Source organism: Streptomyces sp. NPDC001889, from assembly GCF_053594535.1.
Window position 1 is genome coordinate 220770 of the sequence record NZ_JBSFER010000003.1, and the last position, 18585, is coordinate 239354.

Sequence of the window (18585 nt, forward strand, 5' to 3'; positions counted from 1 at the left end):
TGTCAGTTTCGTGTTCGCTGCAGAACGTCGCCAATTGATCCTTGAAATGGTGCGTGCCAACGGGGCCGTGTCGCTCCGTGAGCTCGCCCGCGTCGTCCAGACCTCCGAAGTGACCGTACGGCGGGATGTGCGGGCGCTGGAGGCCGAAGGACTCCTCGACCGCCGGCACGGCGGTGCGGTACTGCCGGGCGGCTTCACCCGGGAGTCCGGCTTTCCGCAGAAGTCCCTGTCCGCCACCGCGGAGAAGACGGCGATCGCCGATCTCGCCGCCGGCCTCGTCGACGAGGGCGAGGCCATCGTCGTCGGCGCGGGCACCACCACCCAGGAGCTGGCCCGCAGGCTCGCCCGGGTCCCCGGACTGACCGTCGTCACCAACTCCCTGCTCGTCGCCCAGGCGCTCGCCCACGCCAACCGGGTCGAGGTCGTCATGACCGGCGGCACGCTGCGCGGCTCCAACTACGCCCTGGTCGGCAGCGGGGCGGAGCAGTCGCTCCAGGGGCTGCGGGTCTCCCGCGCCTTTCTCTCCGGCAGCGGGCTGACCGCCGAGCGGGGCCTCTCCACCTCCAACATGCTCTCGGCGAGCGTCGACCGGGCGCTGGTGCAGGCGGCGGCCGAGGTGGTGGTCCTCGCCGATCACACCAAGCTCGGCGCCGACACGATGTTCCAGACCGTGCCCACCGATGTGATCACCCGGCTGGTCACCGACGAGCCCCCGGCCCACGACGACCGGGCGGCCACCGAACTCCAGGCCCTGGCCGACCAGGGCGTACAGATCGCGGTGGCGGGCACGGGTGCCGCGTCGCCGCCGCAGTCCCCGCCGTCCGGCGAGGGCGATACGGCTCCGGGGCGGCCACCGCGCCGCGATGTGCCGCTCCCGGGGCAGCGCCGCACCCGGGGAGGCGCCGGTCCGGGTCCGCAGCGGCTCAACCCCGCGGGCGGACTTGAGCCGGGGGTGGGGGGCGGCGGCACGGGAGCGGTGGAGCGCGGCGCCAGGATGGCGGACCTCCGCCGCCGCTGAACTCCTCCGGACGGTCGCGCCGCGTCCGAGGCCGGTGGAGGGCCGCGCGCGGAGCAGCCGGCCTCTGTGGTGATCGTCCCGCTCGCGGCTCGCGGCTCCTCGCGGCACCACGCAGAGCCGATCGCCCGCTGGTGCTTCCCACCGACCGTTCAGCGCGGATGAGCCGTTACCGACCGGTGCTCGTGTCCTGCCGCGCCGCGCCCGTGCCGCCGCGCCGGCTGATCCGTATCCGCTGCCGGAAGGCGCTGTGGGACTCGCTGTCCCGAGAGCCGGGTTCAGGTTGTCCGGACGAGCGGCCCGCGCGCCCGCGCCCGCGTCGACCCGCCGCGTCGGTCGATCCGTACTGCCGAGAGTCCGGTTCAGGGTGCCTGGACGAGCGGCCCGCGCGCCCGGCCTTGCACCCCGCGTCGCCGCGTCGACCCGCCCGCGTCGGTCGATCCGTATCCGCTGCCGGAAGGCGCCCTGGGACTCGCTGTCCCGAGAACCCGGTTCAGGCTGCCCAGATGAGCAGCCCGCGCGCCCCGTCAGATCCCCGTACCGTCCGGGCGCAGCCCCCGCAGTGTCAGATTCAGCAGTCGGTCCGGCAGCGCGGGGTCGTCCGGGGACTGCTCGCCGGCCAGGGCGATGGCCTTGGTGAGCTGCATCAGATCGTCCACCGAGACATCGCCCCGCACCGACCCCGCCTCCCGGGCCCGCCGCAGCAGCCGGTCCCCGGCCTCGCGCAGCGGCACACAGCACTGTGCCAGCGCCGAACTCTCGTCCTGCGCCGCCGACATCAGCGCCCCGGAGAGCCCCCGGTACTCACTGGTGTGGGCGATGAGCGCGCGCAGCCACTCGATCAGCGCCGTACAGGGCCGCGCCGCGTGCTCCAGCTGGTGCGACCGTTCGAGGAGCGCGTCCACGGCCTCCCCGAACACGGCGTTCATCATGGCCTGGCGGTTCGGGAAGTGCCGGTACAGCGTGCCGATGCCGACGCCCGAGCGGCGGGCGATCTCCTCCAGGGAGGCGTCCGTGCCGTGCTCGGCGAAGACCGCACGGGCCTCGGTGAGCAGCCGTTCGTAGTTGCGGCGGGCATCGGCCCGCATGGGGCGGGCCGAGCCCACCGTACTGGTCGCCATCGTGCGGTCCTCCCTGGGTCCGTCCGGTCCGTCCGGTTCTCCCGGGCGCGCGCCGGCCGTCACCCGGCCGGAGTGACAGGATGCCACCGCCCCGGCCGCCGCCCCGCCGCCACGGCGGAAGGGGCCCGCCGCCCGGAGTCGAACACCGGTCGCGCGGGCCCCTTCCGACGAGGGCCGACAGAGAAGGGGCCGGGGCTCAGTCCTTGATCTCGCAGATGGCCGCGCCGGAGGAGACGGAGGCGCCGACCTGGGCGCTGAGGCCCTTGACGGTGCCCGCGCGGTGGGCGTTGAGGGGCTGCTCCATCTTCATGGCCTCCAGGACGACGATCAGATCGCCCTCCTGGACCTGCTGGCCCTCCTCGACGGCGATCTTGACGATCGTCCCCTGCATGGGGGAGGCGAGGGTGTCGCCGGACGCGGCGGACGCGGACTTCTTCGCGGCGCGGCGCTTGGGCTTGGCGCCCGCGGCCAGACCGGTGCGGGCCAGGGTCATGCCGAGGGAGGACGGCAGGGAGACCTCCAGGCGCTTGCCGCCCACCTCCACCACCACGGTCTCGCGGCCGGGCTCGTCCTCGGCGTCGGCCTCCGCCGGGGCGGTGAAGGCCGGGATCTCGTTGACGAACTCGGTCTCGATCCACCGGGTGTGGACACGGAACGGGTCGGCGGTGAAGGCCGGGTCGACCACCACGGCGCGGTGGAAGGGGATGGCGGTGGCCATGCCCTCGACCTGGAACTCGGCCAGCGCGCGGGAGGCGCGCTGGAGCGCCTGCTCGCGGGTGGCGCCGGTGACGACGAGCTTGGCGAGCAGCGAGTCCCACGCGGGGCCGATGACGCTGCCGGACTCCACCCCCGCGTCCAGGCGGACACCGGGGCCGGTCGGCGGGGCGAAGAGGGTGACGGTGCCGGGGGCGGGCAGGAAGCCCCGGCCGGGGTCCTCGCCGTTGATCCGGAACTCGAAGGAGTGACCGCGCACGGCCGGGTCGCCGTACCCCAGCTCCTCGCCGTCGGCGATCCGGAACATCTCGCGGACCAGGTCGATGCCGGTGACCTCCTCGGTCACCGGGTGCTCCACCTGGAGGCGGGTGTTGACCTCCAGGAAGGAGATGGTGCCGTCGGTGCCGACGAGGAACTCGACAGTGCCGGCGCCGGCGTAGCCCGCCTCCTTGAGGATGGCCTTGGAGGCGGCGTACAGCTCCGCGTTCTGCTCGTCGGAGAGGAAGGGCGCGGGCGCCTCCTCGACCAGCTTCTGGTGGCGGCGCTGGAGGGAGCAGTCGCGGGTGGAGACGACGACGACATTGCCGTGCTGGTCGGCCAGGCACTGGGTCTCGACGTGGCGGGGCCGGTCGAGATAGCGCTCGACGAAGCACTCGCCCCGGCCGAAGGCCGCGACGGCCTCGCGGACGGCGGAGTCGTACAGCTCCGGGACCTCCTCCAGGGTGCGCGCGACCTTCAGACCGCGCCCGCCGCCGCCGAAGGCGGCCTTGATCGCGATCGGCAGACCGTGCTCCTCGGCGAAGGCGACGACCTCGTCGGCGCCGGAGACCGGGTCGGGGGTGCCGGCCACCAGCGGGGCGCCGGCGCGCTGGGCGATATGGCGGGCGGCGACCTTGTCGCCCAGGTCGCGGATCGCGGACGGCGGCGGTCCGATCCAGGTCAGCCCGGCGTCGATGACGGCCTGGGCGAACTCGGCGTTCTCGGAGAGGAAGCCGTAACCGGGGTGGATCGCGTCCGCCCCGGAGTCCTTGGCTGCCTGGAGGACCTTGCCCATGTCGAGATAGCTGGCGGCCGGTGTGTCACCGCCCAGGGCGAACGCCTCGTCCGCCGCGCGGACGTGCAGCGCGTCCCGGTCCGGATCGGCGTAGACGGCTACGCTCGCGATTCCGGCATCCCGGCAGGCACGGGCAACGCGGACAGCGATTTCGCCACGGTTGGCGATGAGCACCTTGCGCACGATGGCTCCCTCCTTGAAACAAGCTGAGTTTAGGGACTACCGACACGGCCTTTCGACCCGTCCCCATTGGTGAGCTTGCCCACACGGAGCGTGATTCGAGGCTCGCGCAAGTCGCGAAATCCCTTGTCGCACCACGGTACGACGGGCTTCCGTCATGCAGCGTAGCCGTGTTGTGTGGCGCAGGTCTCTGTTCGGGAGCCCAGCCGCCGGACGTGTTTCTTTGTGGGGTCCCTACGAACGGGCGAGTGATTCTTTGCGGCGGTGTCAGCCACGGGGCCCGCTGTGGGGCCCGTTGCGGTGACTGCGGTGGCGGAAGCTTGACAGGTGTGTGCCGGGGCCCTTGTGGCCGGGTTTACCCGTTAGTAGCGTGCGCGCTGTCGTCGTTGGGCACTCACGGTGACCAACGGGTTGGGGGGCGTTGTGATACGCAGACCGATCGCGGTCGTGGCCGCGCTGGTCCTGCTGGTGGAGGCCGTCGGACTGGTGGTGATCCACGGGGTCCTCGCGACGTTCGTGGACGGCCAGAGCATGTCACTGGACGGGCTGGACCCGGCCGCGACGGCCGCCGGGACCTGGGTGGCGGGCGGCGCGGCCGGGGTCTTCCTGGCCGGGTGCGCGCTGGTCTCCCTGCTCGCGGGGGTACGGGACCGGGCGCCCGGCCGCGCCGGCCGGGTGCTGCTGATCGCCGCCGCCGTGGTGCACGCCGTGCTGGGCGCGGTGACGGTGGGGCTGGTGGGGTGGTCTGCCTTCGCGGTGCTGATGGTGGGGATGGGTGGGGTGGTGGCCGTCCTGGTCGCCTACGGGAAGCAGTTCCGCGCCGGAGCGGACCGGGCGCCCGCCGCCGTGCCCGAACCGGCCCCGCCCCGGCCCGCCGCTCCCTGAGCGGAGCCCGGGCCCCGCTCACCGATCCGGCCCGATCCGAAAGAAACTCCCTAGGCCCACAGATCGGTGACCGAGTGGCCCAGCTCCGCCAGGAGCACCCGCAGCAGCGGCAGCGACAGTCCGATGACATTGCCGTGGTCGCCGTCGATCCCGTCGATGAACGGCGCCGAGCGGCCGTCCAGGGTGAACGCGCCCGCCACGTGCAGCGGTTCCCCGCTGGCGACATAGGCGGCGATCTCCGCGTCCGTCGGCTCGCCGAAGCGGACCGTCGTCGACGCGGTCGCCGAGGCGATCCGCCCGGTGGTGGTGTCGGTGACACAGTGCCCGGTCTGGAGCACCCCCGAGCGCCCGCGCATCGCCTTCCAGCGGGCGGTGGCCTCCTCGGCGTCGGCGGGCTTGCCCAGCGCCTCGCCGTCCAGTTCCAGCACCGAGTCGCAGCCGATGACCAGCGCGCCGGCGGCGTCCGGCCGGGCGGCCACCACGGCGGCCTTGGCCTCCGCGAGGACCAGGGCCAGCTCGGCGGGTGTCGGGGCGCTCAGGGCGTCCTCGTCGACACCGCTCACGATCACCTCGGGCGCGAACCCCGCCTCACGCAGCAGACGCAGACGGGCGGGGGAGGCGGAGGCGAGTACCAGTCGCGGGGTTCGGGCGGTCATGCACGCCATGGTAGGCGGCGCTCAGCGCAGACCGATGACAAACATCCCAAGGACCATGGCCAGCGCGAGCAGCAGGCCCGCCCGGCGCATCATCGCCTGGGTCTCCCGCAGTTCCTTCGGGGGCTCGTTCTCGGGGTCCGACCACAGCATGTCTCCGATGGTGCGCCCGGCCGCCGGGGCCGCGCCTGAGTACGGGTACTCAACCGGCCGGGTGGTCCGGAGCACATACCGAAGGCTGTTCGAATCGCGTGATAGAGCCCGCGAGCGCGCCGTCGGGGAGCGCGCCCCGCCAGGGGGTCCGGCGGGGCCCGGGCCCCTCTTGGGCCGGGCTCGGGCGGGGCTTTCGCAGCGCTCCGGAGCGGCCCGGCGCGGCTCCGGCGTACCCCCGGCCGATCCCCGGCAGGGCCCGGGCACACCCGGTGGGGCCTCGGAGCGGTGCTGGAGCGGCCCGCTACACCGGCCAGTAGGTGCGGGCCCAGGCCCGGGGGCCCGGCAGCGGGTGCCGGCCACGGGCGACCATCGCCGGGTCCGACCACTGCTGGGGCGGCGGCGCGGCGCCCTCCGCCGCCCCGGCCACCGCCGAGGCAGCGGCCCGCGCCCGGACCACCGCGAGGGCGGCGGCCAACTCCTCCGGGGTGGGATTGCCCCGTACGACCTTGATCATCGAGCTGCCTTTCCGGTGAGGGTCACCACGGTGGGGGAAGCACCGGCCTACAGGGGAATGTTCCCGTGCTTCTTCGGCGGCAGGCTCTCCCGCTTGTTCCGCAGCTGCCGCAGGCCCCGCACGATCTGCGCCCGGGTGTCCGACGGCAGGATCACCGCGTCGACATAGCCGCGCTCGGCCGCCGTGTACGGGTTGAGCAGAGTGTCCTCGTACGACTGGATCAGCTCGGCCCGCACCGCCTCCGGGTCGTCGGCGGCGGCGATCGTCCGGCGGTGCAGAATGCTCACCGCGCCCTGGGCACCCATCACCGCGATCTGCGCGGTGGGCCAGGCGAGATTGAGATCGGCCCCCAGGTGCTTGGAGCCCATCACGTCGTACGCGCCGCCGAACGCCTTGCGGGTGATGACCGTGATCAGCGGCACGGTCGCCTCGGCGTAGGCGTAGATCAGCTTGGCGCCCCTGCGGATGATCCCGCCGTACTCCTGGTCCACCCCGGGAAGGAACCCGGGGACGTCGACGAAGGTCAGCACCGGGACGTTGAAGGCGTCGCAGGTGCGGACGAACCGGGCCGCCTTCTCGGAGGCGTTGATGTCCAGACAGCCCGCGAACTGCATCGGCTGATTGGCCACGATCCCGACCGGGAACCCCTCCACCCGCCCGAAGCCGGTGACGATGTTCGGCGCGAACAGCGCCTGCGTCTCCAGGAACTCGCCCTCGTCCAGCACATGCTCGATGACCGTGTGCATGTTGTACGGCTGGTTCGCGCTGTCCGGGATCAGGGAGTCCAGCTCCAGATCCTCGGCCGAGGGCGCGAGGTCGGCCTCCTCGGGGAAGGCGGGCGGCTCGGAGAGATTGTTCGACGGGAGATAGGAGAGCAGGGACTTGACGTACTCGATGGCGTCCTTCTCCTCCCCCGCCATGTGGTGCGCCACGCCCGAGGTCGTGTTGTGGGTGCGGGCGCCGCCGAGCGCCTCGAAGCCCACGTCCTCGCCGGTGACCGTCTTGATGACATCCGGTCCCGTGATGAACATGTGCGAGGTCTGGTCCACCATCACCGTGAAGTCGGTGATCGCCGGGGAGTAGACGGCGCCGCCCGCGCACGGGCCCACCACCAGCGAGATCTGCGGGATGACCCCGGAGGCGTGGGTGTTGCGGCGGAAGATCTCCCCGTACATCCCGAGCGCGCTCACCCCCTCCTGGATGCGGGCGCCCCCGGAGTCGTTGATGCCGATGACCGGGCACCCCGTCTTCAGGGCGAAGTCCATCACCTTGATGATCTTCTGTCCGAAGACCTCGCCGAGCGCCCCGCCGAAGACCGTGAAGTCCTGCGAGAAGACGGCGACCGGGCGCCCGTCGACCGTGCCGTAGCCGGTGACCACCCCGTCCCCGTACGGGCGGGTGCGCTCCAGGCCGAAATTGGTGGAGCGGTGCCGGGCCAGTTCGTCCAGCTCGACGAAGGAGTCCTCGTCCAGCAGCAGATCCACTCGCTCACGGGCCGTCAGTTTGCCCTTGGCGTGCTGCTTCTCCACCGCCCGGGCGGAGCCGGCGTGGGTGGCCTCGTCGACGCGGCGCCGAAGGTCCGCGATCTTTCCTGCGGTGGTGTGGAGGTCGGTCTGTTCCGGCTCGGACATCGGGATGCGGCTCCCCTGGCTGGTCAGCCGTCGGTGCGGCTGAGCGGCTGTGCGGCTGGCTCGGTGGCGTGCTGCTGCCTTGGTGGGTGGTGTTCGCGTAACGCTGGGGCTGCGGGGCTGCTGGGGCTGCTGGGGCTGCTGAGCGGTACGGCGACTCGGCTGAATGCTGTCGTCCGCTGAGCTACCGAGTCGTAGCGTATCGGCGTGGATACGGTTCGGCAGTGCGGCGTTTACCACACCTAACCTGGCTTGCATGACGCCAGAGAATGCGCCCCCCGGCCGCTGGTCCGACCTGGACCGCCCGCCGCTGAACACCGCCGCGCTGCGCCGCGCCCTGCTCCGCCCCGCCGGGCTGTGGACCTCCTTCGATGTCGTGCCCACGACCGGTTCCACCAACTCCGACCTGGTGCGCCGCACCCCGCTCACCGAGGGCGCGGTGCTCGTCGCCGAGGAGCAGACCGCCGGCCGGGGCCGGCTCGACCGGACCTGGTCCGCGCCGCCGCGCTCGGGGATCTTCCTCTCCGTGGTGCTGCGGCCGGGCCCCGGCGTGCCCGTCGAGCAGTGGGGCTGGCTGCCGCTGCTCGCCGGGGTCGCCACCGCGACCGGGCTGAGCCGGGCCGCCGGCGTGGACACCTCCCTCAAATGGCCCAATGACCTGCTGGTGAAGGTCGACGGCCAGGAGCGCAAGGCCGGCGGCATCCTCGCCGAGCGGGCCGGTGACGACGCCGTGGTGATCGGCATCGGCGTCAATGTCACCCTCCGCTCCGATGAGCTGCCCGTCCCCACGGCGGGCTCGCTCGCCCTCGCGAACGCCGTCTCCACCGACCGCGACCCGCTGCTGCGGGCCGTGCTGCGCTCCCTGGAGCAGTGGTACGGGAAGTGGCGCGCGGCCGGCGGCGACCCGGCGCTCTCGGAGATCCAGCCCGCCTACGCGGCGGGGTGCGCGACCCTGGGCCGCACGGTACGGGCGCAGCTGCCGGGGGACCGTTCGCTGACCGGGGAGGCGGTGGCGCTGGACGGGGCCGGGAGACTGGTGCTGACCTTGGAGAACGGGGAGCGGGAGGCGGTCGGCGCGGGCGACATCGTCCATCTGCGGCCGGCCGGCTGAGCCCCGGGCCCGCCGTGCGGCCCGCCGGATGAACCCGAACGGCCACGGGGACGTGAGCCAGGGCACACCTGCCGTATCGTTGAGGCGATCGAGCGACAGATCGAGAACGGCAGAACAGTGCGCAGGGAACGGGCAGGAGGCGGCTGGTGACCGGCGACGACACCACATCCGGCGCGAGCGCGTCCGATGGGTCCGTTCCGCCGCCGGGCCCGTCCCGCCGCGCCGCCCCGGACCCCGGGGCCGCGGGCGGCGCCCCCGGGGGCCCGTCCGGGTCCTCCGGCGCGTCCGGCTCGTCGGTGCATCCGACGCCGCACCACGCGGTCGACCACACCGCCGAGCCCACCGACGACCCGCTCGCCATCCGGCTCGAAGCGCTGATCCTCGGCGCGGACCGCCGCTACACCCCCTTCCAGGCGGCCCGCACCGCCGGTGTCTCCATGGAGCTGGCCTCCCGTTTCTGGCGGGCGATGGGTTTCGCCGACATCGGCCAGGCGAAGGCGCTCACCGAGGCCGATGTGCTGGCCCTGCGGCGGCTCGCCGGTCTGGTGGAGGCGGGGCTGCTCAGCGAGCCCATGGCGATCCAGGTGGCGCGCTCGACCGGGCAGACCACCGCCCGGCTGGCGGAGTGGCAGATCGACTCCTTCCTGGAGGGGCTGACCGAGCCGCCCGAGCCCGGGATGACCCGTACCGAGGTCACCTATCCGCTGATCGAACTGCTGCTGCCGGAGCTGGAGGAGTTTCTGCGCTACGTCTGGCGCCGGCAGCTCGCGGCGGCGACCGGCCGGGTGGTGCAGGCGGCGGACGACGAGGAGATGGTCGACCGCCGGCTCGCGGTGGGCTTCGCCGACCTGGTCGGCTTCACCCGGCTGACCCGCCGTCTGGAGGAGGAGGAGCTGGGCGAGCTGGTCGAGGCCTTCGAGACCACATCGGCTGATCTGGTCGCGGCCCACGGCGGCCGGCTGATCAAGACCCTCGGGGACGAGGTGCTGTACGCGGCGGACGACGCGGGCACCGCCGCCGAGATCGCGCTCCGGCTGATAGACGCCATGACCCAGGACGAGACGATGCCCGCCCTGCGGGTCGGGATCGCCTTCGGCACGGTCACGACGCGGATGGGCGATGTCTTCGGCACCACGGTGAACCTGGCGAGCCGGCTCACGTCGATAGCGCCGAAGGACGCCGTCCTGGTGGACGGGGCGTTCGCCGAGGGGCTGATCCGCACGGGGGACGCGCCCGCGTCGGAGGCGCTGGCCGCCGAGGAGGCGGCAGCGGCGGAGAAGGAGGGCGGGCAGGCGCCCTCGTACCGCTTCGCGCTCCAGCCGATGTGGCAGCGGCCGGTGCGCGGGCTCGGGGTCGTGGAGCCCTGGCTGCTCTCCCGCAGACCCTGACGCGCCCGTGGGGGTGCCCCTATGATCCGGTGAACCGTCGTTAACCGGGAGGGTGCCCTGATGTCCGATTCCGATGACGAGCAGCGGTACGAGCAGCGGTACGAGCCGGGCGCAGGGCCGGAGGCCGGGGCGGAGGCCGGGCAGCGGTTCGGGGAGTACGTCCTCGTCCGCGTCCGCGACCATGTCGCCGAGCTGGTGCTCGACCGGCCGCGCGCCATGAACGCCGTCTCCTCCGCCATGGCCCGCTCCCTCGCCGACGCGTGCGCGGCGCTCGCGGACGACCCGGGGGTACGGGTGGTGGTGCTCACCTCCACGCACGACCGCGCCTTCTGCGTCGGGGCGGACCTCAAGGAGCGCAACTCCCTCACCGACGCCGAGCTGGTGCGCCAGCGGCCCACCGCCCGTGCCGCGTACACCGGGGTCCTCGATCTGCCGATGCCGGCCGTCGCGGCGGTGCACGGCTTCGCGCTGGGCGGGGGGTACGAGCTGGCGCTCGCCTGCGATGTGATCGTCGGTGACGCGAGCACCGTGGTGGGGCTGCCGGAGGTCTCCGTGGGGGTCATCCCCGGGGGTGGCGGCACCCAGCTGCTGCCGCGCCGGGTGGGCGCGGCCAGGGCGGCGGAGCTGATCTTCACGGCCCGCCGGGTGGAGGCGCCGGAGGCGCGGGAGTTGGGGCTGGTCGACCTGCTCGCCGAGGGCGACGCCCGTACGGAGGCGCTGGCGCTGGCGGCCCGGATCGCCGCGAACTCGCCGGTGGGGTTGCGTGCCGCGAAGAGGGCGCTGCGGCTGGGGCAGGGGGTGGATCTGCGGGCGGGGCTGGAGGTGGAGGATGCGGCGTGGCGGGCGGTGGCGTTCTCGGGGGACCGGGGGGAGGGGGTGGCGGCTTTCAACGAGAAGCGCAGCCCGCGCTGGCCGGGCGAATGACCCCCGCGGCCCGCGGCCTCGGTCCACCCCGACCCCGAACACTCGCCTCTCGCACCCCGCCGCCCGGTGCCGCCCCCTGCGCCCCGGGCATCTCCGGCCCGTCCGCCGTTTGAGGACGGCCCCCCTGTGCCGCGGGTGCCCCGAGCAGTTTCAGCCGGTCCGGCGTTTGAGGACGGAGCCTGTACTGCGGGTGACCCGAGCAATTTCAGCCGGTCCGGCGCTTGAGGACGGACGCTGGTCCACAGGTGACCCGAGGAGTTTCAGCCCGTCCGGCGATTGAGGACGGACGCTGGTCCACAGGTGCCCGCATGCTGCGGGTCGTGGTCGGGGGCCAGCCCCCGAACCCCCGCTCCTCAATCGCCGGAGGGGCTGAATGGTCCGGTCTGTCCGGCATTTGAGGACGGCCCCTGTGCCGCGGGTGACCCGGGCGAACCCAGCCCGTCCGGCGCTTGAGGACGGCCCTCGCGCGACGGGTGGCCCGGGTGAACCCAGCCCGTCCGGCGATTGAGGACGGACCCTGTGCCACAGGTGGCCCCAGCGATCTCGGGCCGTTCGACGCGGCTCCCGGGGGGATCGGGGACCGGCCCGTGGCACAGCCCCCCGCGCGGGTATGGTCCATGTCAAGGGATCAAAAGCGGGCAAACGTCCCTAAGCTGGGGGGATGGCTGAGGATCGGCGGCTGCGGGCCGTGGTGGCACTGGCCCAGGCGATGGCGGCGGCGCACACCGCGCGCGACTTCTGGCGGGCCGCCGCCCTGGGGGCGTGCTCGGCACTCGCCGGGTCCTTCGCCGCGCTCTCGGCGTGGGAGCGCGAGCTGGGCCGCCTCAAGGTGCTGGTCAACGCCGGCGAACGGGCCCCCGGCGAGGACGAGTTCCCCGAGTCGGAGACCTACCCCGTCAACCGCTTCCCCGAGATCACCGAGTTCCTGCACGAGCAGTGGGCCGGCGGTGGCGAACCGGACGCCTGGGTCGAGTCCGCCGACGGCCCCCTCCGCCCCGCCCCCGCCCCGGCGGCCCCCACCGGGCGCGGCTACCGGCACCCCTCGTCCCCCGGGGACGGCCGGGTGGCCGCGCTGCGCCGGCGCGGCCGGGGCTGCTGCGTCGTGGCGCCGATCGTGCTGCACGGGCGCGCCTGGGGCGAGCTGTACGTCGCCCGCCCGCTCGGCGCCCCCCTCTTCGACCGCGAGGACGCCGACTTCGCCACCGTCCTCGCCTCGGTCATCGCCTCCGGCATCGCCCAGACCGAGCGCCTCGAAGAGGTCCGCAGGCTCGCCTTCACCGACCCCCTCACCGGTCTCGCCAACCGCCGCGCCGTCGACATGCGGCTCGACGAGGCGCTGGAACGGCACCGCGCCGACGGCTCCGTCGTCAGCCTGGTGGTCTGCGACCTCAACGGCCTCAAACAGGTCAATGACACCCATGGGCACGCCGTCGGCGACCGGCTCCTCGAACGGTTCGGCTCGGTGCTCTCGCTCTGCGGGGCGATGCTGCCCGGCGCGCTCGCCGCCCGGCTCGGCGGGGACGAGTTCTGTCTGCTCTCCGTCGGCCCCCCGGCCGACGAGGTCGTCCGGGTCGCCGGTGAACTCTGCCTCCGGGCGGCGGCGTTGGAACTCGGCGACGGTGTGGCCTGCGGAGTCGCCTCCACCGGTGACCCGATCGGCCAGGTCCGCACCGCCCGCAGGCTCTTCCGCCTGGCGGACGCCGCCCAGTACCGCGCCAAGGCCGCCCGCTCCCCGCAGCCCGTGGTCGCGGGCCGCGACGGCACCGTACTGCGGCTCGCGGACACCCCGCCCCGCCACCCCTGGCAGGAGCGCCGCGCCTTCCGCGGCGTCCCGGCGGAGGACGCCCCCGGCGAGCCGGAGCCATGGAGCGAGCCCTAGGCCGTCTCTTTCGGATCGTGCCGGGCTCGCGAGCCCGGCACCGGACCCCGCTCACCGATCCGGCCCGATCCGAAGGAAACTCCCCAAGCCTCCCGCTCCATCCCGGCTGATGACATGAGCCAATTCAATCCGTACGCTGCTGAATATGGATATGCATACCGTCGTGGTGGGGACATCCGGTACCACCGCCGATGACGTCATCGCGGTGGCCCGCCGGGACACCCGCGTCGAGATCTCCCCCGAGGCCCGCACCGCCCTCGCCGCGGCCCGCTCCGTCGTGGAGGCGCTCGCCGCGAGCCCCGAGCCCGTCTACGGCGTCTCCACCGGCTTCGGCGCCCTCGCCACCCGGCACATCGACCACGGTCTGCGCGGCCGGCTCCAGCGCAACATCGTCCGCTCGCACGCGGCGGGCATGGGCCCGCGCGTCGAGCGGGAGGTCGTCCGCGCGCTGATGTTCCTCCGGCTCAAGACCCTCTGCTCCGGGCACACCGGGGTGCGCCCCGAGGTCGCGCAGACCATGGCGGACCTGCTCAACGCCGGTATCACCCCGCTCGTGCACGAGTACGGCTCCCTCGGCTGCTCCGGCGACCTCGCGCCGCTCTCGCACTGCGCCCTGGCGCTCCTGGGCGAGGGCGACGCCGAGGGCCCCGACGGGAGCGTCCGCCCCGCGGGCGAGCTGCTCGCCGCGCACGGCATCACCCCCGTCGAGCTGCGCGAGAAGGAGGGCCTGGCCCTCCTCAACGGCACCGACGGCATGCTCGGCATGCTGATCATGGCCATCGCCGACCTCCGGCTGCTGTACACCTCCGCCGACATCACCGCCGCCCTCTCGCTGGAGGCGCTCCTCGGCACCGAGAAGGTCCTCGCCCCCGAGCTGCACGCCATCCGCCCGCACCCCGGCCAGAGCGTCTCCGCCGCCAATATGAGGGCCGTCCTCCGGGGCTCCGGGCTCACCGGCCACTTCCAGCAGGACGAGGCGCCCCGCGTCCAGGACGCGTACTCGGTGCGCTGCGCCCCCCAGGTCGCCGGGGCCGGACGGGACACCCTCGACCACGCCCGGCTGGTCGCCGGGCGTGAGCTGGCCGCCGCCGTCGACAACCCCGTCGTCCTCCCCGACGAGGGCCGGGTGGCCTCCAACGGCAACTTCCACGGCGCGCCGGTCGCCTATGTCCTCGACTTCCTCGCCATCGCCGCCGCCGACCTCGGCTCCATCACCGAGCGCCGCACCGACCGGCTGCTCGACAAGAACCGCAGCCACGGCCTGCCGCCCTTCCTCGCCGACGACCCCGGGGTCGACTCCGGTCTGATGATCGCCCAGTACACCCAGGCCGCCCTGGTCGGCGAGATGAAACGGCTCGCCGTGCCCGCCTCCGCCGACTCCATCCCCTCGTCGGCGATGCAGGAGGACCATGTGTCGATGGGCTGGTCGGCCGCCCGCAAGCTGCGGACCTCCGTCGCCGCCCTCGGCCGGATCATCGCCGTCGAGCTGTACGCCGCCACCCGCGCGATCGAACTGCGGCCGGGACTGACCCCGGCGCCCGCCTCACGGGCCGCGATCGCGGCCCTGCGCGCGGCCGGTGTCCAGGGCCCGGGGCCGGACCGGTTCCTCGCCCCCGATCTGGAGGCCGCCGACGCGTTCGTCCGGGCGGGCGGGCTCGTCGCGGCGGTGGAGCCGGTCACCGGCCCCCTCGGCTGACCGCCCGTACCGAACCGCCCCGTACCGAACCGGCTCCGTACCCGAACCGCCCCGTACCGCAGGCGGGAAGAGCGCGAGGAGAGGGCGAAGGGCCGGTCCGCACCCACCCCGGACCGGCCCTTCGTCCTCTCTCACATCTCGCGCACCGGCGCGCCGTCGCGACGGCGCACCGCATAGGTCACGAACCCGACGCCGACACCGAGGAACGCGGTGCCACCGATCAGATACGGAGTGGTGTCGAAGCTGCCTGTCTCGGCGAGCCGGAGTTCTTGGGCGGGGGAAGCGGCGGAACCGCTCTGCCGTCCCTGCGCGGGGCCCTGTTCGGCGGAGGCGTTCGCTGACGGAACGAACCACAGTGCGCAGAGCAGGGTGCCGGCGGCGATGGCGGTCAGAAGCGGTCGGCGTGCGACGGACACGGACACGATCTCCCTTGAGGCGTCCTTGAGTTGACCGGATACGCAAGATGCTAGTGAAAAGAGCACGTCAAAGGGAAACCGGGGGCGCCGGCGGGCCCCCCGCCCACGGCTCCGGGGGCTCCTCCGGGAAGATGATGGCGCACGACGGTTGCCCCGGTGCGGACATCCAGCGAGTGGCGTTGCCCACATCCTTGCGGGAGAAGGAACCGGGAAGCCCGATATGGGTGTTCAACTGAGTGTTCGGTCCAGGGGAAATCGGCGACGATGGAGAAGCGTGTGATGACGGACAGCAAGCGGCGCAAGGGCCTCATGGCCGCGTCCGCGGTGCTCAGCGGTGTGCTGGTGCTGTCGGCCTGCAGTGACGAGGGTGACAAGGGCGGGGATTCCCAGAGCTCGAAGAAGACCCAGGCGCAGATCGACGAGGCGGCGGCGGAGAAGGTCTCGAAGGCCCGAATAGCCGTCACGCCCAAGAACGGCGTCACCAACGCCAGCATCAACAACGCCGCCAAGGTGACCGTCAGCGAGGGCACACTCACCGAGGTCAAGCTCACCGACGCCAAGGGGACGAGCGTCAAGGGCACCCTCGCCGCCGACGGCAAGAGCTGGAAGCCGGACGCCCAGCTGGAGCGCTCCACCAGCTACAAGCTCTCCGTCAGCGCGAAGGACGCGGCCGGTCTGACCGCCCACGAGAACTCCTCCTTCACCACGGTCTCGCCCACCAACAGCTTCATCGGCAACTTCACGCCCGAGGACGGCTCCACCGTCGGCGTCGGCATGCCGGTCTCGATCAACTTCAACAAGCCGATCACCGACCGCAAGGCCGTCCAGGCCGGGATCAAGGTCTCCTCGACCGGCGGCCAGGAGATCGTGGGCCACTGGTTCAACTCGCAGCGGCTGGACTTCCGCCCGGACCAGTACTGGAAGGAAGGCTCCACCGTCACGCTGGACCTCGCCCTGGACGGGGTCGAGGCCTCGCCCGGCGTCGTCGGTGTCCAGCAGAAGAAGGTCACCTTCAAGATCGGCCGCAACCAGGTCTCCATCGTCGACGCCGCCTCCAAGACCATGAAGGTCCAGCAGGACGGCAAGACGATCCGCACCATCCCGATCTCGGCCGGCGCCCCCGCCACCCCCACGTACAACGGTCAGATGGTGATCTCCGAGAAGTTCAAGGAGACCCGGATGAACGGCGCGACCGTGGGCTTCACGGACTCCGACGGCAAGGGCGAGTACGACATCAAGGATGTCCCGCACGCGATGCGGCTCTCCACCTCGGGCACCTTCATCCACGGCAGCTACTGGGGCAACGGGGTCTTCGGCAAGGCCAACACCAGCCACGGCTGTGTCGGTCTCGACGACCAGCAGGGCGCCAACAACCCCAACAAGCCCGGCGCCTGGTTCTACAACAACTCCCTGATCGGTGACGTCGTCATCGTGAAGAACTCCAAGGACAAGACGATCGCCCCGGACAACGGCCTCAACGGCTGGAACATGGACTGGGCGAAGTGGAAGGCGGGCTCGCAGGCCTGATCCCCACCCACCGACGAAGACGGCGCCCCTCCCCGGAGGGGCGCCGTCTTCGTTCGCCGTCTTCGTTCGCCGTCTTCGTTCGCCGTCTTCGTGCGCCGCCCGTGCCGCCGCCTGCCGCCGCTCCCGCCGCTGCTTCCGCTCCCGCGCTCCCGCCGGGGCCGCTCAGCAGCCGTCGGAGCCCGGCAGCCGGTACGGCGAGCCGATCCGGTACTCCCCGGCGCGCTCCACCGTCAGCCGTGTCATCTCGCCCTCCTGGCGCAGACACGCCCCCTCGGCCCGCAGCCACGGCGAGTACGCCACCCGCACCGTCACCGACCCGGCCGCCGGCATCCGTACCACCAGCTCACCCGGGTCGCCGCCGACGACCGTCCCCGGCGACGACACCAGCGGCACCGCGTCCCGCACCCGGTAGACCGTCCAGCCGGAGTCCCCCCACACCGGCTCCAGCCACTCCGGCCCGCTCCGGACGATCTCCGCCTCGCCCTTCGCCGGGCCGTCGATCCGGCCGTGCGGCAGCACCACGAAACCCACCGCCCAGCGGTCCAGCCACTGCCGGTACGTGCGCTCGCTCAGCGAACCGTCGTAGAACAGCCGCCCGCGCTCCTTGTCCAACTGCCGGTTCCAGCCGCGCGCCAGCGGCACATGCGGTGCCATCAGCGTGGCCTCCCGGTGGTTGCGGGCCGGGACCACCTCCACCCGGGTGCGGTCCGCGCCGAGGCGCTTCAGCTCCCGCACCACCCCGTCCGTCTGACGGGCCCACGACGGGACATGGGTGGAGACCCCGAGGTCGTCCTCGGTCTTGTCCACGACCCAGAAGGTGTTCACCGCCAGCACTGCCGCCAGCACCGCCCGCGCGAGCCACGGCCGCAGCAGCGCCCGCGCCCCGCCCGCCGCCAGCAGAGCCGCCAGCAGCACCGGCGGCCCCGCGAGCCCCACCAGCCGCTCCACATTCGTACCGATCGGGGTGGGTATCAGAAAGGTGAGGACCACCCCCAGCCCGTACACCCCCGCCCCGTACCGCACCGTCCGCCACTCGGCCGGTACGGCGAGCACCACGGCGGCGGACGCGAGCAGCGGCATCCACAGCTTCCCCGACGGCATCGGCATCTCCCCGTCGAAGGGGAAGAGCACCGTCGTCGCGCCCACCACCAGCGCGGGCGGGACCAGCAGCGCCGCCGCCACGACCCACTGCCGCTGGAGCAGCCGCGCGGCGCCCACGACCACCAGGAAGAGGCCCGCCACCGGGCTCGCCAGCGTCGCCAGCGCGGCGCCCGCCGCCGAGACCGCGGGCCGGCGCGCGTACACCAGCGCCACCAGACCGATCGCCAGACCCAGCGTGAACGTCGTCCGCCCGGAGGCGACATTGCACCAGACCGCCAGCGCTCCCAGCAGCGCCGGCCACAGCGGCCTCCGCAGCCCGCAGCGCACCACCAGACACGCCAGCGCCCAGGTGCCCAGCAGGCCCGCGCCCACCGACACGGTCTTCACACCGACGGCGGCCATCAGCGGCGGCGCCAGCACGCTGTAGCTGACCGTGTGCATCCCGCCGTACCAGGACAGGTTGTACGCCGAGCCCGGATGCGACTCCATGAACGCGGTCCACGCGAACTGCGCCGCCAGATCCCCGCCGCCGGTGGCCAGCCACCACGCCCACCCGGCGTACAGCGGCACCATGGCGGCCGTCACGATCAGCGGGACGCGCCACCAGGGTGCTGGTGGCGCGTCCC

General features: G+C 73.0%; 16 protein-coding genes. 8 read left to right on the forward strand and 8 right to left on the reverse strand.

What is annotated here, in order from left to right; genetic code table 11:
* Window positions 1–46: 46 nt before the first annotated feature.
* Window positions 47–1018 (forward strand): DeoR/GlpR family DNA-binding transcription regulator, encoded by a 972-nt coding sequence (locus tag ACWCRA_RS04500; RefSeq protein ID WP_451066836.1) that lies wholly within the window; start codon window positions 47–49, stop codon window positions 1016–1018.
* A 524-nt stretch (window positions 1019–1542) separates the two neighbouring features.
* On the opposite strand, the gene ACWCRA_RS04505 is transcribed toward ACWCRA_RS04500, so the two are convergent.
* Window positions 1543–2136, reverse strand: a complete 594-nt coding sequence (locus tag ACWCRA_RS04505; protein WP_351558736.1) for a TetR/AcrR family transcriptional regulator — start codon at window positions 2134–2136, stop codon at window positions 1543–1545.
* Window positions 2137–2332: 196 nt separating this feature from the next.
* A complete protein-coding gene (locus ACWCRA_RS04510) occupies window positions 2333–4087 on the reverse strand; it encodes an acetyl/propionyl/methylcrotonyl-CoA carboxylase subunit alpha (RefSeq protein WP_351558738.1) in 1755 nt (584 codons plus the stop codon).
* Between the two features lie 420 nt (window positions 4088–4507).
* On the opposite strand from ACWCRA_RS04510, the gene ACWCRA_RS04515 reads away from it, so the two are divergent.
* Window positions 4508–4969 carry a hypothetical protein gene (locus ACWCRA_RS04515; RefSeq protein ID WP_351558740.1) on the forward strand — a complete coding sequence of 154 codons (462 nt, stop codon included), beginning with the start codon at window positions 4508–4510 and terminating at the stop codon, window positions 4967–4969.
* A 50-nt stretch (window positions 4970–5019) separates the two neighbouring features.
* Here the strand turns inward: ACWCRA_RS04515 and ACWCRA_RS04520 are convergent, their stop codons facing one another.
* From ACWCRA_RS04520 to ACWCRA_RS04535, 4 genes are all read right to left on the reverse strand, one after another.
* Entirely contained in the window at window positions 5020–5634 is a 615-nt protein-coding gene (locus ACWCRA_RS04520; protein ID WP_351558742.1) for a Maf family protein, read from the reverse strand.
* Between the two features lie 12 nt (window positions 5635–5646).
* Window positions 5647–5775, reverse strand: coding sequence for a morphogenic membrane protein MmpB (gene mmpB, locus ACWCRA_RS04525; RefSeq protein ID WP_351558743.1), 129 nt, complete (start codon window positions 5773–5775; stop codon window positions 5647–5649).
* Between the two features lie 301 nt (window positions 5776–6076).
* Window positions 6077–6289, reverse strand: a complete 213-nt coding sequence (locus tag ACWCRA_RS04530) for an acyl-CoA carboxylase epsilon subunit (RefSeq protein WP_451066837.1) — start codon at window positions 6287–6289, stop codon at window positions 6077–6079.
* Between the two features lie 47 nt (window positions 6290–6336).
* Window positions 6337–7920 (reverse strand): acyl-CoA carboxylase subunit beta, encoded by a 1584-nt coding sequence (locus tag ACWCRA_RS04535; protein ID WP_351558746.1) that lies wholly within the window; start codon window positions 7918–7920, stop codon window positions 6337–6339.
* 253 nt (window positions 7921–8173) lie between these two features.
* Between ACWCRA_RS04535 and ACWCRA_RS04540 the strand changes: the two genes are divergently transcribed.
* The 5 genes from ACWCRA_RS04540 to hutH all read left to right on the forward strand — a co-directional run bounded on the left by ACWCRA_RS04540 (window position 8174) and on the right by hutH (window position 14915).
* Window positions 8174–9028 carry a biotin--[acetyl-CoA-carboxylase] ligase gene (locus tag ACWCRA_RS04540; protein ID WP_351558748.1) on the forward strand — a complete coding sequence of 285 codons (855 nt, stop codon included), beginning with the start codon at window positions 8174–8176 and terminating at the stop codon, window positions 9026–9028.
* A 296-nt stretch (window positions 9029–9324) separates the two neighbouring features.
* The gene (locus tag ACWCRA_RS04545) at window positions 9325–10416 is read left to right on the forward strand and encodes an adenylate/guanylate cyclase domain-containing protein (RefSeq protein WP_451066878.1); all 1092 of its coding nucleotides are present in this window, start codon (window positions 9325–9327) and stop codon (window positions 10414–10416) included.
* Window positions 10417–10476: 60 nt separating this feature from the next.
* Window positions 10477–11340 carry an enoyl-CoA hydratase/isomerase family protein gene (locus ACWCRA_RS04550; protein ID WP_451066838.1) on the forward strand — a complete coding sequence of 288 codons (864 nt, stop codon included), beginning with the start codon at window positions 10477–10479 and terminating at the stop codon, window positions 11338–11340.
* 661 nt (window positions 11341–12001) lie between these two features.
* Window positions 12002–13219: a diguanylate cyclase domain-containing protein gene (locus tag ACWCRA_RS04555; RefSeq protein WP_451066839.1), complete on the forward strand. Its 1218-nt coding sequence runs from the start codon at window positions 12002–12004 to the stop codon at window positions 13217–13219.
* Window positions 13220–13370: 151 nt separating this feature from the next.
* The gene (gene hutH, locus ACWCRA_RS04560; protein ID WP_451066879.1) at window positions 13371–14915 is read left to right on the forward strand and encodes a histidine ammonia-lyase; all 1545 of its coding nucleotides are present in this window, start codon (window positions 13371–13373) and stop codon (window positions 14913–14915) included.
* A 131-nt stretch (window positions 14916–15046) separates the two neighbouring features.
* Here hutH and ACWCRA_RS04565 read toward each other — a convergent pair whose 3' ends face one another.
* Window positions 15047–15331, reverse strand: coding sequence for a hypothetical protein (locus tag ACWCRA_RS04565; RefSeq protein ID WP_351546862.1), 285 nt, complete (start codon window positions 15329–15331; stop codon window positions 15047–15049).
* Between the two features lie 264 nt (window positions 15332–15595).
* Here ACWCRA_RS04565 and ACWCRA_RS04570 point away from each other — a divergent pair, with 264 nt between their 5' ends.
* Window positions 15596–16858 carry a L,D-transpeptidase gene (locus tag ACWCRA_RS04570; RefSeq protein WP_351546865.1) on the forward strand — a complete coding sequence of 421 codons (1263 nt, stop codon included), beginning with the start codon at window positions 15596–15598 and terminating at the stop codon, window positions 16856–16858.
* Window positions 16859–17020: 162 nt separating this feature from the next.
* Here the strand turns inward: ACWCRA_RS04570 and ACWCRA_RS04575 are convergent, their stop codons facing one another.
* The gene (locus ACWCRA_RS04575; RefSeq protein ID WP_351547126.1) at window positions 17021–18532 is read right to left on the reverse strand and encodes a hypothetical protein; all 1512 of its coding nucleotides are present in this window, start codon (window positions 18530–18532) and stop codon (window positions 17021–17023) included.
* Window positions 18533–18585 lie beyond the last annotated feature (53 nt).